At 41.3% G+C, this 14,656-nt stretch carries 14 protein-coding genes; 9 read left to right on the plus strand and 5 right to left on the minus strand.

Annotation, left to right across the window (positions count from 1 at the left end):
• Positions 1–3: 3 nt before the first annotated feature.
• The 3 genes from HHO47_RS13735 to zapB form a co-directional block, all read right to left on the minus strand.
• Positions 4–1,023 carry an MBL fold metallo-hydrolase gene (locus tag HHO47_RS13735; RefSeq protein WP_169020803.1) on the minus strand — a complete coding sequence of 340 codons (1,020 nt, stop codon included), beginning with the start codon at positions 1,021–1,023 and terminating at the stop codon, positions 4–6.
• A 107-nt stretch (positions 1,024–1,130) separates the two neighbouring features.
• Positions 1,131–1,430, minus strand: coding sequence for a cell division protein ZapA (locus tag HHO47_RS13740; RefSeq protein WP_169020804.1), 300 nt, complete (start codon positions 1,428–1,430; stop codon positions 1,131–1,133).
• On the minus strand, positions 1,430–1,660 hold the full coding sequence (gene zapB, locus HHO47_RS13745; protein WP_169020805.1) for a cell division protein ZapB: 231 nt from the start codon (positions 1,658–1,660) through the stop codon (positions 1,430–1,432). The genes HHO47_RS13740 and zapB overlap by 1 nt, the downstream gene beginning before the upstream one ends.
• 234 nt (positions 1,661–1,894) lie before the next feature.
• On the opposite strand from zapB, the gene HHO47_RS13750 reads away from it, so the two are divergent.
• Entirely contained in the window at positions 1,895–2,734 is an 840-nt protein-coding gene (locus HHO47_RS13750) for a 23S rRNA (adenine(2030)-N(6))-methyltransferase RlmJ (RefSeq protein ID WP_169020817.1), read from the plus strand.
• 40 nt (positions 2,735–2,774) lie between these two features.
• On the opposite strand, the gene HHO47_RS13755 is transcribed toward HHO47_RS13750, so the two are convergent.
• A complete protein-coding gene (locus HHO47_RS13755) occupies positions 2,775–3,593 on the minus strand; it encodes an META domain-containing protein (RefSeq protein ID WP_169020806.1) in 819 nt (272 codons plus the stop codon).
• 139 nt (positions 3,594–3,732) lie between these two features.
• Positions 3,733–4,299, minus strand: a complete 567-nt coding sequence (locus tag HHO47_RS13760) for a PhnA domain-containing protein (RefSeq protein ID WP_169020807.1) — start codon at positions 4,297–4,299, stop codon at positions 3,733–3,735.
• A gap of 247 nt (positions 4,300–4,546) precedes the next feature.
• Between HHO47_RS13760 and HHO47_RS13765 the strand changes: the two genes are divergently transcribed.
• The 8 genes from HHO47_RS13765 to HHO47_RS13800 all read left to right on the plus strand — a co-directional run bounded on the left by HHO47_RS13765 (position 4,547) and on the right by HHO47_RS13800 (position 14,327).
• Positions 4,547–5,821, plus strand: a complete 1,275-nt coding sequence (locus tag HHO47_RS13765; RefSeq protein ID WP_169020808.1) for an EAL and HDOD domain-containing protein — start codon at positions 4,547–4,549, stop codon at positions 5,819–5,821.
• 47 nt (positions 5,822–5,868) lie between these two features.
• Positions 5,869–6,477, plus strand: a complete 609-nt coding sequence (locus HHO47_RS13770) for a paraquat-inducible protein A (RefSeq protein ID WP_169020809.1) — start codon at positions 5,869–5,871, stop codon at positions 6,475–6,477.
• A gap of 107 nt (positions 6,478–6,584) precedes the next feature.
• The gene (locus HHO47_RS13775) at positions 6,585–6,953 is read left to right on the plus strand and encodes a hypothetical protein (RefSeq protein WP_169020810.1); all 369 of its coding nucleotides are present in this window, start codon (positions 6,585–6,587) and stop codon (positions 6,951–6,953) included.
• A gap of 86 nt (positions 6,954–7,039) precedes the next feature.
• On the plus strand, positions 7,040–8,365 hold the full coding sequence (locus HHO47_RS13780) for a TolC family protein (RefSeq protein ID WP_169020811.1): 1,326 nt from the start codon (positions 7,040–7,042) through the stop codon (positions 8,363–8,365).
• Complete coding sequence (locus tag HHO47_RS13785; RefSeq protein ID WP_169020812.1) at positions 8,355–10,097, plus strand: efflux RND transporter periplasmic adaptor subunit; 1,743 nt, start codon at positions 8,355–8,357, stop codon at positions 10,095–10,097. Before HHO47_RS13780 ends, HHO47_RS13785 begins: the two co-directional genes overlap by 11 nt.
• An 8-nt stretch (positions 10,098–10,105) precedes the next feature.
• Positions 10,106–13,222: an efflux RND transporter permease subunit gene (locus tag HHO47_RS13790; RefSeq protein WP_169020813.1), complete on the plus strand. Its 3,117-nt coding sequence runs from the start codon at positions 10,106–10,108 to the stop codon at positions 13,220–13,222.
• A gap of 252 nt (positions 13,223–13,474) precedes the next feature.
• The gene (locus HHO47_RS13795) at positions 13,475–14,005 is read left to right on the plus strand and encodes a hypothetical protein (protein ID WP_169020814.1); all 531 of its coding nucleotides are present in this window, start codon (positions 13,475–13,477) and stop codon (positions 14,003–14,005) included.
• Between the two features lie 19 nt (positions 14,006–14,024).
• The gene (locus HHO47_RS13800) at positions 14,025–14,327 is read left to right on the plus strand and encodes a hypothetical protein (protein ID WP_169020815.1); all 303 of its coding nucleotides are present in this window, start codon (positions 14,025–14,027) and stop codon (positions 14,325–14,327) included.
• Positions 14,328–14,656 lie beyond the last annotated feature (329 nt).

Below are 14,656 nucleotides of genomic sequence, written 5' to 3' on the forward strand. Positions count from 1 at the left end.
GCACTATCTTGACTGTTTAACTCGTTTAAGTCCAGCCTCTAGAAACAATGGATAGGCCTTTCGTGCTACCTCATCAACTTGGTAGTCTTTTGCAAACTGCTGATCAAAGCTTTGCTGTAATTGCACTAAATCTTGCTCTGGATAGTTTTTTACATGCTGTTGTATCGCGTGCAAAAAGTTTAATGGTTGCTGTAAGTCGTTTCGCTTTAGGACGCTTCCGTGGCCTGGAAGGATTATCTTGATGCGCTGATCTGAGTGAAGTTGCGTGAGTGTTTGCAGCCAGTTATTAAAATTACCATGGCCGGGATAAGGTAGCCAATCAACCACATCAGCACCAACTAAAATGCGATGATTTTCGGCTCCGAGAGTTAAATCACCATTAGTATGGGCTAGGTGTGCGTTAACCGTGACTGGGTAGTTGCCAAGATCAATGGTTAAGCTATCAACAACGTAAGTTTGTGGTGGTTGTAGTTGATATTGGCGCCAACGTAATAATCGCTGTTTAGCTAAATTGAGTTTATCTTGCCAGTGCTGTTGTTGCGCTTCAGGCTGCTGGGCTAAACGTTGTAAACTCAATTCGATACTTTTTTCATAGCTATCAAGTTTATTAGAATAGGTTTGTTGTAGCATACTAAATTCAGTAGCAAGCTGTTGATGGACAATTAATTGAGCATCGGGGAAATGATGCTGCAAAATAGCCATGCCTAGTAAATGGTCATCATGGAAGTGACTAGCAACTAAGTAACATAAGGGGGTTTTTAAGGTGCTTTTTAGTTGCTTAACGGTTGCTTCAACAGCGGCAAAGTCGCCACTGGCATCAAACATTAACGCGCATTTATCACCTTCAATGAGCACTTGGTTTGAGTCATAAAAGCGTAAAGCTCGTTGCTGCTCTAAAAATTGTATGTTAGGAGAGATTGTTTGCCACTGTGTTGCTGCAACAGCAGTGCTGAGTGCAACAAGATTAAAGCTGAGCAATAAAAGTGCAGTTAACTGAGCGGAGAAATAAAAAGGATGAGTCATAACCGTATTGCCAAAATAGAGAAAGTAAAATAGGCAAGTTAGCTGATTTTGTTTTTAATTGATACTGGAATTCACGAGATAATAAAAAAAAGCGCGACAGCGCTTTTTTATTCGGCTGACGATTGCCCTAAGTAAGCACTGAGCTTATCGATGAGCTGATCTTGCTGTTGTTGGGTAACGCTTTGCTGGTTTTTTGCTTCGAGTAACTCATGGCTAATATTCAAGGCTGCCATTAATAAGGCTTTTTGATCATTGCGCACTGTTGAGCGCTGCTTCATTTGCTCAACCAAATCATTTAAGTATTTGGCTGCTGCAATGAGTGCATCTTCTTGCCCTGATGGGCAAGCAAATTGCTGCTCTTTACCAAGCAACTCAACTGTGACTCGCTGGTTTTGCAGCTCAGACATTAGTTAGCCTGTTGGGCGCTTTGTAGCTTCTCAAGTAAACCCGTTAAAGTTGTGCTGGTGTCTTTTTGTTTTTCTTCACTTTCAAGTACTTCAAGTTGAAGAATTTCATTTTCATCGATTAGCTTACTATTTTTATCTTTAAGCTCGCTAACCTGAGTTTGTAGCTGTGAATTTTGGTTAATTAATTGGTCGATCAATTGTTCTAGTTGAGAAAGAGTATCGTTATTCATAAAGGCGCTCATAAAACTGTGATTATTGTCATGCAAATGTAAAGCAAAGTTGCTTTATATGCCAGCATTTACGTGTGTTTTGGCTGATTTTTATTTAATGTTAATAAGCTGTTCAGGCTAGCGACTAATTTGTTCATAAGTGGTTCACTTAATAGCCAGCAATTTATGACCCTAGATGTTTTATGTTGTAGAATATAACTAACCTCAATGAGTTTATTTAAGCGAAATTATATTATGCTCAGTTACAGACACTCATTTCATGCTGGAAACCCAGCCGATGTCGTTAAACATTTGGTATTAGCTCAGGTATTAAGTTACCAGACGCTCAAAGATAAGCCATTGGACTATATCGATACTCACTCAGGCGCTGGCTTTTTTGAATTAGCCGATGCTGATGCACAAAAAACGCAAGAATACCTTAATGGCATTGCTAAGCTTTATCAACATCGCAGTGAGCATCAGGAACTAAATGATTATATTGATTTAATTAAATCATTTAATGACACAGAACAATTAGCTTTTTATCCGGGCTCGCCGAAAATTGCTCAGTACTTCTTGCGTCGTCAAGATAAAGGTTGGTTTTTTGAGCTACATCCGCGAGATTTGGCATTACTACAAGAAAACATGAGCAATAAGCGCTCAATTCGTGTCCGCGGCGAGGATGGCTTTACGGGTCTGGTGGGGTTATTGCCCCCCGTTTCGCGCAGAGCATGTGTACTCATTGATCCACCTTATGAAATTAAAGACGATTACGACACAGTGGTAAAAACATTAACTAAGGCTTATCAACGCTTTGCTACTGGTACTTACATGATTTGGTATCCGGTGGTTGACAGAGAGCGGATTGAGCGTATGGAAGAGGGGTTGATTGCTTCAGGTATGCGTAACATTCAGTTATTTGAATTGGCGACTGAAGCAGATACCGACGTGCATGGCATGACTGCGTCGGGGATGATAGTAATTAATCCACCGTGGAAGTTAAAACAAACTATGGATAAAGTGTTACCTGAGTTAGTTAACTTTTTAAGTGATTCATCAGGTTTTTATCGCAGCGAGCAATTAGTCGCCGAATAAACATCGGAACGCCCAGTTCACTGGGCGTTTAATTACAGAGTTAATTAAAATACACGGCTTTAAAAGTTGCCAATACTTTACCTTGCTTATCTTTTAAGGTGAGTGATTCACCATTAATATTCCACGTCGCAGTATTTTCTAGTACGCCAGACATTGCAGTTTCTTGTTCCATCCCCTGAGAGCACATTTTTCTAGTGCTAGCTTGCGGGCTGAATGTCAGTGTTTGCTGATCTACTTGATAACTACCAGCAAAATTATTGCAGCCTAAAAAGCCATGGCTTTTGTTATCTTTACTAAATTGAATAAAGGGTTCTTTTGTTTCAACAGTGACTTGCACGCCATTTATAGTAACAGCTTTAAAATACGTATTTACTAAATCGACATTAGGCTTTTGCGGCGCAACTTTCGACACTACGACTTCATAAGGTGCTGCTTGTTGTGATTGCTCAAATGGATTGTTATGTGTAGTGCTTACATATAATAGTTGGTCTTGATTGGTGATCCGTGCCATCACACTATAGCGATGACGTTGCTGCATTTTGCTCGCGTCGTAGCTAAGTTCTACTGTATAAGGCGGAGCGCCATTGATGTCAACAGTTTGTTGACTGATTATTTCTGCTTCAGTATCCATCTTTGACACGTCAGCTAGAGTCACTGTAAGTTGTGAACCAGGACGTAACATGCTGCGATCAAGGTAGCTAACTTGAGTTGTTAAAGTTGCCATAGCTGTATCTTCAGTGGTTTGTTTAGTCTGTGGAGCTGGTAGGCTCTCGCACCCGTTAAGTGCCATTGCACTGCTGGCCAATAAACTAATGCTGGCAATCGATTTTAAAACTGAATAAGGTTTGTTCGATAGCATGGTTTATTCCTTGAAATAAATGAATTGGTTGATTTTTAATCTATGGATAGTTTACAGCGCTATTACTTAATCATAGCTTAATTATATTTAGGAACAAAAAAAGGCGCATAAATGCACCTTTTTGTAGGCAGAGAGATATTTACTTCTTCACAAACTTGGTCAAAATAACAATACGCTGACCGTCAACACGCCCTTCTATATGTTCTGGGTTGCTGGTTAAGCCGATATTACGTACAGCCGTACCACGTTTAGCCGTTAAGCTACTACCCTTAACATCTAAATCTTTAATAAGTGTGACTGTATCGCCGGCTTGCAGTACCACGCCGTTGCTATCAACATGTTTAATATCATCATTTTCAGCAAGTACTTTTTTAGCCCATGCTAACGTATCTTCTTCAAGATAGATCATGTCTAGTGCATCTTGTGCCCAGACATTATCAGCAGCTAAACGGCTTAGCATACGGTACGCCACCACTTGTACCGCAGGTGTTTGGCTCCACATGCTATCGTTCAAGCAATGCCAATGAGTTGCAGTCAGATCAGTCGTGCCTTCAACTTGGTCTTTACAGGTTTGGCAGGTATAAATACATTTATCTGAATGAGCTTCAGTGACAGGTGGCACTTCGTATACAGAAAGGTTTTCAGTTGCAGCACATAACTCACATTGGTTATTACTGCGTTCAACTAAGGCTTGTTCAATGCTCATATCAAGGCTCTTTTGGAGGTTAACAGAAAAGTAAGCTGTCATTATACTTAATCATCAGTCAAATTAGAACTTATCCATTGTTTTAGTGTGGGTATAGTGAAAAGTTTGGTTTTACAGGATGTTTGCAGGCATTCAGTAAAAGGAGCATTATTGCTTAGGCAAGGCGCAAAAACCTTACTATACTGAGTACATAAAATAACAACAATTTAGCTGGCATGAGTCACTATCGTAATTAGTAGGAAATAACATGCTTGATACGCAAATAACCGCCGAGGTGCCAAAACTTGTTACACAATACATCGCAAGGCAGCCTATCTTTGATGCTGAAACAGGAATTTATGCATACGAATTACTGTATCGAGATTCGATAAATAACGCGTTCCCTATTGGCACAACAGATGGTCAGGCTACTGGGCGGCTGTTTTTTAACGCTTTAATGCTGATTGGCATAGATAAACTTACTGCGAACCAGCGTGCTTTTATAAACCTTTCTTCAGATGCCCTGTTAGATGATTTCCCTAAATTATTGCAACCAGATAGCGCAGTAATAGAAATTGTTGAACGAGCCGACAACATTGATAAAGTGAGCAGTCGCGTTACGGCTCTAAAAAAAGAGGGCTATACTTTTGCTCTCGATGATTATGATGGCGATGAAAAATGGGAGCCATTACTCCATTTAGTTGACTATATAAAGCTTGAAGTTGAAGAACCCATCATTAAAACCAATATGCTGTTAAAAAAGCTTAAACGCCGTTTTCCTGATGTAAAAATCATAGTTGAACGAATTGAAACGCATGAACAATTTATGTTGCTAAAAAGTGCTGGCTGCGATTACTTTCAAGGCTTCTTTTTCGCGCGTCCAGAAATGCTCACTTACCATAATGTTGAGCCATCTAAATTTGCTGTTTTTGATTTGTTGCGTTGTACGTCGCGCCCCGATCTTGATTTTGACGAAGTTCATCAGTGGGTAGCGAAAGACGTCGGTTTGACTGCCCGTATTCTTAAATTAGTGAATGCACGCTCAGGTAACCAGAATTTAGTGATCACCTCTATTTCACAAGCGGTTATTTATTTAGGTGAAGATGCGATTCGCCAATTTGTAAGAGTGTTGGCGCTTAGTGAATTAGGGGTTGATAAACCTAGTGAATTAACTAAGTTGGGGTTAACTCGCGCGTATTTTATGCAGTTAATGTTAGAGCCTGGTGGTAAAGAAATGTCTGAGCGTGGTTACTTAGTTGGCTTGATGTCAGTGCTCGATGCTATTTTAAATATGGAACTGGATGTTATCGCAAAAGAGTTTTGTTTAGGCGATGATTTATCCAGTGCACTGCTTAATTTTAACGGTATGTTAGGTGCTACTTTGCAGTTAGCTCGCGCGGTAGAAGAAGAAAATTGGTCATTAGCGGTTAAATTGTTAGTAACCATTCGCCCAGCTTCTCCAATCGATGTTATTTATAATGCTATGCTCGTAGCACGCCAATACGGCGATGAGGTTTTAGCCTCAATTATTGAAGATGCTTAATACCTTAATTATTATGCGCCATCATCCATATACTTGAAAAGACGACTATGCGTTTATTACTGCCGATCACGACTATTTTAATTGCTCTGGCGTTGCTATTACCGGGCGTTACTCAGCCTGTGCTAACTCTTGAGGGGAAAATTGATAAATCAAAGCTAGCTCAAACAGGCATTGAAATGCTGGCAGATGAAGGAGATCGCCATACCCGCAATATGCTGATGATCGCATCAAGCATGATGGGTCTTGATAAGCTCGAAGGTGAAATTAGTGCTTATAAAAAAACACGCAGTATTTGGGGCACGGTTAACGAACTTGCCAATAATAAAAATTACTTAGTCGCAGCATTGGTAGCGTTGTTTTCAATTGTGGTGCCAGCTTTAAAACTGTTGATGCAATTAATTTATTGTTTAATACCGATGAATAAATTTAAGCATGTACTCGGTCAAGTTATACAAGGATTAAGTAAATGGAGCATGGTAGATGTATTTGTCATTGCTTTGATTGTGGCTTACCTTGCTGGTAACGCCGATGGCCAGATGGGGGAATTGATCAACATGCACGCTGAATTTGGTGCTGGTTTTTGGTACTTTACCGGTTATTGCTTATTTACTATCGCCGCCAGTAGCGTAATTAAAGTTACGCCAAAAAATAATTAAACGTTTGTGTTAACTACATAGTTATCATAAACTTCGCTAGAACCTAGAACCTAGAACCTAGAACCTAGAACCTAGAACCTAGAACCTAATTTATAACAGGTACTTTTTTGCAACGCATTTATATTAGTTTACTTACCGTCGTTTTATTGTTCACTTTAGTGGGTCAAGCGGTTGCGTCTGTAACTATGGGTTGTGATATGCCACACATGAATCAATCGCATACAACTATGGTTGATAGTAGTGATATTCATCATGGCATGTCGGCAGGCATGATGAACATGGATTGTTGTGACGATGATGTAACAGCGAATCAAGAATGTGGTTGTCCAATAAGTGCTTGCAGTACTCACTTAATGCTGAGTATGAATAGCTTATTTACTGCTGCGCTACTCAGTGCTGATAAAGTACAACTCTATACCCCGCAAGATCAACAATATATAGCCAGCTCGCTATATCGCCCTCCTATGTCTGCTTAATTGCAGGATAGGTGCGTCTAAAATTTACCTAAATCACCTTTTCTGCCCCTAAATTTAGTTGTTTTTTAATTTTAGTGGAGTAAGTGATGAATCACTTCGCAGTACTTAAAAGCAGTTTTTTAGCACTCATGCTAACAACTGCAATTCCAGCACACAGTAATGAATTAAGCCTTGATGAAGCGCTCAGCTATGCGCTTGATAACGAACCTTGGCTAACCGCCAGTAAATACCAACAAGCTGCTGTGCAAGCACAAAGCTTAGCCGCAGGCACGCTACCTGATCCGGTATTAACCTTAGGGCTGATGAATTTACCAACGGATGGCTTTGCTTTCGATCAAGAAGGCATGACCCAATTAAAAGTTGGCGTGAGCCAAATGTTTAGCCGTGGCGATAGCTTAGCGCTTAAGCAGCATGCGTTAGCGCAGTCAGCGCAGCAATATCCTTGGCTACGAGCCGACAGACTCGCTCAAGTAAAAACCATTGTTATTGAATCTTGGCTCAATGCATATCGTGCCCAGCAAAGTATTGCGTTAATTGAGCAAGATAAAGCCCTGTTCTCGCAACTTATCGATATTACCGAGTCGAGTTATGCAAGCTCTGTAGGTAAAACCCGTCAACAAGATATTATTCGAGCGCAGTTAGAGTTAACCCGCCTTGAAGATAAATTAGTGATGTTAGAGCTGCAGTTTGAAAGCGCGAAAAAGCGTTTATCACAATGGTTACCAATCACTATGTTAACTCAGCCTGTCAGCGCGAAACGTTATGATGTAGCGCCTTTAGTTGATTTTGCACAGCTTGAATTTGCACAGTTGATGCCATTATTAATGGCGCACCCAGCGATTGTCGCAATTGATAAAACAGTAGCGGTTAAACAAACAGAAGTTGAGGTGGCAAAACAAGGTTATAAACCGCAGTTTGGGGTAAACATGGGCTATGGTTATCGCGATGATACGCCAATGGGCGATTATCGAGCGGATCTGTTTTCAGTTGGTGTGAGTGTTGATTTACCACTATTTACTGATAACCGCCAAGACCAACAAGTTAATGCGGCGATTGCTATGGCAGAGGCGGTGAAAACTCAAAAACTAATTGCATTACAAAAGCTAAAAGGGATGTATTTTAAAGAGTTTAGCCAGTTGGCCCAATTAGCAAAGCGTGATGCACTTTATCAAACTAAATTATTGCCACAAATGGCAGAGCAAGCACAAGCCACATTAAATGCTTATACCCGTGATGATGGTGACTTTTCAGAAGTAATTCGCGCCCGTATCAGCGAACTGAATGCCAAAATTGATGCGTTAAACATAGAGATTGATCAACAAATTATTATTGCTCGCCTGAATTATTACGCTAGTAGCAAAGATGCTGCTGTGATGGTTGAGCAATTAGCAGGAGAGCACAGTGAACACTAATTTAAAATTGTTTATCGCAGTATTTGTAGGTGCAGGGATATCGGCTAGTGGCTTGTATTTTTTCGGTAGTACAGAGCCTGAGGTCATTAGCGAAGAGAAAAAACCATTATACTGGGTTGCGCCTATGGATAGTAATTATCGCCGTGATGCACCAGGGCTTTCACCAATGGGGATGGACTTAGTACCTGTATATAGTGAAGTAACTGACAATAAACAAGATGGTTTCGGTGCGGTGACAATTTCCCCTGCTGTTGTTAATAATTTAGGAGTTAGAACGGCTAAAGTGCAGCTCAAGGCACTGCAAAGTGAAGTGAAAACGGTGGGCTACGTACAATACAATCAAGATCAGTTAGTGCATATTCACCCGCGTGTAGAAGGCTGGATAGAAACACTGTACATTAAAGCCGCCGGAGATCAGGTAAAACAAGGAGAGCCGCTGTATACTTTATACTCTCCGCAACTGGTAAATGCTCAAGAAGAATTTGTACTGGCTGTTAATCGTAATAACGCGGTACTAATTAGTGCGGCTAAAGCGCGCTTAAAAGCATTGAATGTATCGAATGGCTTTGTTGAGCGCTTACAAGCTAATAAAAAGGTGATGCAAAATATTACCTTTTACGCTCGCCAAAGTGGTGTGGTTGATGAACTTAATGTGCGCGAAGGTTTTTATGTCAAGCCTGGCACCTCCATGATGAGTATTGGCCAACTTGATGAAGTATGGGTAGAAGCCGAAGTATTCGAGCGGCAAGCGCAGCTGATCGAGGTTGGTTTACCGGTAACCATGACTCTAGATTATATTGCCGGACAAAGTTGGCGCGGTAAGGTCGATTATATTTATCCTACGCTGGATGCCAAAAACCGTACTTTACGAGTGCGCTTACGCTTTAATAATCAAGATCATCAACTAAAGCCGAATATGTTCGCGCAAGTGAGCATTCATGCCAAAGCTGCGCAGCAACAGCTTATTGTGCCAAAAGAGGCAGTGATCCGCACCGGCTCTCAAGACCGTGTTGTGGTCGCTTTAGGGGAGGGTAGATTTAAATCAGTGGCAGTAGAGCGTGGCCGTAGCGATAGCCATAACGCCGTTATTTTAGCGGGTATTAACGCCGATGATGAAGTGGTGACCTCAGCGCAATTCTTATTGGACTCTGAATCCAGTAAAAGCTCCGATTTTAAACGTATGCAAACACCAGAAGCTATCACTAGCGTGTGGGGGAAAGGCGTGGTGAATAGTGTAATGGCAGGCCATCGTATGGTGAATATTAGCCATGAACCTATGGAGGAATTGGATTGGCCTAGCATGACCATGGATTTTACCGTTGCCGATGGTGTTGATTTTCAGGCTTTACAAGCAGGGCAAACTTTGCATTTTGAGCTGACTAAAAATGCCGATAACAGCTACATGATAAGCGCTATTCATATTATGGATTCCACCCATATAGTGAGCGAAGCGCAAAATATGGCGACCGTAACCGGTACTATCAACAGCATTAATAAAGCCCAGCGCACTGCTAATATTAGCCGTGGTGCAATTGAGAAATGGCACCGAGATCCGGCCACTATGGACTTTATGTTTGCTGAACATATTGATTTAAGTAGCCTTGAGCCGAAGCAACAGCTGACGTTTACTTTTAGTGTGCAAGATGGTGAGTTTATGATCCAGCGTATCGATACTGAATCAAGCATGCGAACTAGTGACAATAGCGCTATGTCATCGCATGACGGACATTAGGAGGCTTTATGATAGCAGCAGTTATCCGTTGGTCCGTTACCAATCGCTTTTTTGTATTATTGCTAACAGCAATACTCATTGGCAGCGGTTTATTTGCGGTAAAAAATACCCCAGTTGATGCCTTACCTGATTTATCCGATGTGCAGGTGATTGTAAAAACCTCATACCCAGGGCAAGCGCCACAGGTGGTGCAAGATCAGGTTACTTTTCCACTTACCACCGCGATGCTCTCAGTGCCCGGAGCACAAACGGTACGTGGTTTTTCATTTTTTGGTGATTCCTACGTATATGTCATCTTTGATGAAAGCACCGATCTTTATTGGGCACGTAGCCGTGTACAAGAGTATTTGAGCCAAGTAGCAAGTCGCTTGCCCGACAGCGCAACCGCAGAGCTTGGCCCAGATGCCACCGGCGTAGGTTGGGTTTATTTATATGCGCTGGTGGATAAAACCAACCAGCACGACATTAGCCAGTTACGCAGCTTGCAAGATTGGTTTTTAAAGTTTGAATTGCAAACCGTCCCTGGCGTGTCAGAAGTAGCTTCAGTTGGCGGCATGGTAAAGCAATATCAAGTTAATGTAGAGCCAGATAAACTGCGCGCTTACGGTATACCACTGAGTTTAATACAAACTGCCATCAAACAAGGTAACCAAGAAATGGGTGCCTCGGTAGTAGAAATGGCCGAAGCCGAATACATGGTAACCAGCACTGGTTATATAAAAAGCGTGGCAGATTTAGAGGCAATTCCACTTGGGGTGAATGCCAACGGCACACCACTGCAATTACGCGATGTTGCCGATATTCGTCTTGGTCCACAAATGCGCCGTGGCATTGCCGAACTCAATGGGGAAGGTGAAGTTGCTGGTGGCGTAGTGGTGATGCGCTATGGCGAAAACGCGCAAAAAACCATTGAACTGGTGAAAGCAAAGCTCGAATCATTAAAAAAAGGCCTACCTGATGGCGTTGATATAGTGCCTGTGTATGACCGTTCTAATCTGATCAAAAATGCCGTTGATAATCTCACCAGCAAATTGTTGGAAGAGTTAGTGGTGGTGGCGCTTATCTGCATGGTATTCCTGTTCCATATACGCTCGTCTTTGGTGGCAATTATCGCTTTACCACTGGGAATATTAACGGCATTTATCATCATGTATTGGCAAGGTATAAACGCCAATATAATGTCGCTAGGTGGTATTGCAATCGCGATTGGCGCGATGACCGACGGCGCAATTGTAATGATCGAAAACATGCATAAACACATGGAAAAAACGCCACTAACCGATGAAAACCGCTGGCAAGTTGTCACCAGTGCCGCCAGTGAAGTAGGCCCTGCGCTGTTTTTTAGCTTAATGATTATTACCGTGAGCTTTATGCCAGTGTTTATTTTAGAAGCCCAAGAAGGCCGGATGTTTGCTCCGTTAGCGTACACTAAAACCTATGCCATGGCCGCATCTGCAGGCTTGGCAATCACCTTAGTACCGGTATTAATGGGTTACTTTATACGCGGCAAAGTTATTTCAGCGCAAAACAATCCAGTAAACCGCTTGCTAGTGAATGCTTACAAGCCAATGCTGAATACGGTTTTACGCTTTCCTAAAATGACCTTAGTGCTGGCTGTAATGGTGGCGGTGATTGGTTTTTACCCAGTGAACAAAATCGGCAGTGAGTTTATTCCGCCACTGGATGAAGGTGATTTAATGTATATGCCGACCACATACCCTGGCTTGTCGATTGGTAAAGCGCGTGAGATTTTACAGCAAACCGATAAACTCATTGCCACAGTACCTGAGGTGTTAACCGTGTTTGGTAAAGTAGGGCGTGCAGAAACCGCCACCGATCCTGCGCCACTGACCATGATTGAAACCTTTATTCAGCTCAAGCCAATAGACCAATGGCGCGAAGGCATGACCTTAGACAAGTTGAAAAAAGAGCTCGACGGCTTAGTGAAGTTTCCAGGTCTTACCAATGCGTGGGTAATGCCAATAAAAACGCGGATTGATATGTTAGCAACGGGAATTAAAACCCCTGTCGGCATTAAAGTTGCGGGGCCAAATTTGAATGAAATTCAAAAAATTGGCCAGCAGATTGAAGTGTTACTTAAAGATGTACCCGGCACGGCTTCCGTTTACTCTGAGCGAGTAGCGGATGGGCGTTATATCAAGGTCGATATCAACCGTGAAAAAGCCGCCCGTTATAGTTTAAATATTGCCGATGTGCAGCAAGTGGTCGCCACTGCCATTGGTGGCATGAATGTCACGCAAACGGTCGAAGGGCAAGAACGTTACCCGGTAAATTTACGTTACCCGCAAGATTACCGTGATTCGCCCGAAGAACTGATGCTATTGCCAATAGTCACCCCTGCAGGGGAGCGCATTGCTCTTGCCGATGTAGCTGACGTATTTATTGAAGATGGCCCACCGGGGATAAAAAGCGAAAATGCCCGCTTAAACGGCTGGAGCTTTATTGATATTGATGGCATTGATATCGGCAGCTATATAGACAATGCGCGTAAAGTGCTTGACGAAAAACTAGTGCTACCAGCAGGTTACTCAATAACCTGGGCAGGGCAATATGAGTACATGGAACGCGCCAAGGAAAAGCTTGCTTATGTATTACCACTGACCTTAGCGATTATTATAGTGCTGCTGTACCTCAGCTTTCGCAGCTTTGTGGAAGTGGCGATGATTATGACAACTCTACCATTGGCAATGATAGGTGGCATCTGGCTTATGTACTTAGAGGGCTTCAACTTCTCAGTTGCAGTAGGCGTTGGCTTTATTGCTCTTGCCGGGGTCGCGGTGGAAATTGGCGTGATTATGCTGGTGTACTTAAATCAAGCCTACCAAGAAAAGTGTGCTCAAGCCAAGCTAGCAGGAACAACGCTTAGTTTTGCGGAGCTTAAACAAGCCATAATCGAAGGTGCAGGCCTGCGAGTACGCCCAGTGATGATGACAGTCGCCACTATTATTATCGGTTTGCTCCCCGTACTTTACGGAACAGGCACTGGCAGTGAAGTAATGAGCCGCATCGCCGCGCCGATGGTCGGCGGCATGTTCAGCGCGATTGTACTAACCTTGCTCGTATTACCCGCGGTGTATTTGTTATGGCGAAAGCGGGATCTGTAAAGTAGATAATAAAAAGGAGTGGGCTAACTACCTGACTCCTTTATTCTAATACTTTAATTTATTATTTTTATGCTGGGGAAAGTGTTAAATATAAAACGATGTTCGAAAAAGCGGACTATGAACTAGTACTTAATGCTGTATTGTAAATTGGAATATTTACAAATAGTATTTCTTTCTTTATAATTCCGTCCCTTTGTTAGGCTCATCTTTCAATAGGGATGATTTCCAATATAGATCACGGATCGAATAAAGATGAGTTTTTTAAAAAAAATAATAATTTTATCTCTTCTAATGCTTTTAGGGTGTCAAACCCTTAACACAATACCAATTGAGGTAAATATATCGCAAGAAGTTACTTTTTCCGGTAAAGGAGCTGGTGCAGGAATCGCACTTATGTCAGCTATGGGGCCTTCAGGTTTAGCTATTGGATTGGCTATCGATGTTGGTATTGGGAAAAAAATTCAATCGACTATTAATTATCAAAACCTTGAAAGTCGGTTTGCATCATTAATCATTCAGCATAATACCCTTCAATTACAAAACAAAAAAATTCAATTATTAAAAATTAATAAACTCAAGTTTCAATCAGTTTCTGGAGAAAAAGACCCAACAGTAGTCATAATTGATGGCAGTATTACTTTTATTAACGGTGAGATTCACGTATTTGAAAATACAAAAATCGAAAATAATATCTCTCGACCTTTAGAAAACCTTAAAACAAAAAACCATGTAACTGACGAGCTAATCATCTCTACTCTCAATGATTACTTATCAAAAATATAAACACAAGGATATTTTATTTATGAAATTTTTTTTAGTTAGTTTTTTTACTTTGATATTTAGTCAAGTAGCTTTTTCTTACGAGGGAAACACTAATACAAAGGTAAAAAATATTCGAGTGCGGCCTACCGTTGCGTATGTTTTATTTGAAGGGTGTAGTCGATATTCAAAGATATACTTAACAAATGATTATTATAAAGCAATGTTATCAGTCGCTTTAACTGCTGCGGCTGCAAATAAAAGTGTTGCAGTTGGGTTTGAAAGTGGCCAAAGCTGTGCATCAGTTGAGCCTGTCGTGTCATATATTGATGTGAAGTTTTTATAACTATGAAGATTTTAATTTTATCACTTCATGCTAGGTGGCTAATTAATAATAAGGTAAATGAATAAATGATAAAAAATATAATCGAGATATTGATAACATTCACTTTTTTTAGTAACCAGGCAGTGGCAACTGTTGGACAAACTGTCGACCAAAAAATTTTTACCAATTACCTCCTTCAGTATTAAAACTGATAGCCCTAAATCATAGGTTGGATCTTAAGAAAACTTGAAGTTGAACTCTGTTAATGATCAAATAGTTACGCCAATAAAAAATGACTAAAAACAGAGTTCACATGCAGATTAACCAAGTTTCAAATCAATTAAAAGCCC

It is taken from the genome of Pseudoalteromonas arctica (assembly GCF_012927645.1).
GTDB classification, from domain to species: domain Bacteria; phylum Pseudomonadota; class Gammaproteobacteria; order Enterobacterales; family Alteromonadaceae; genus Pseudoalteromonas; species Pseudoalteromonas arctica_A.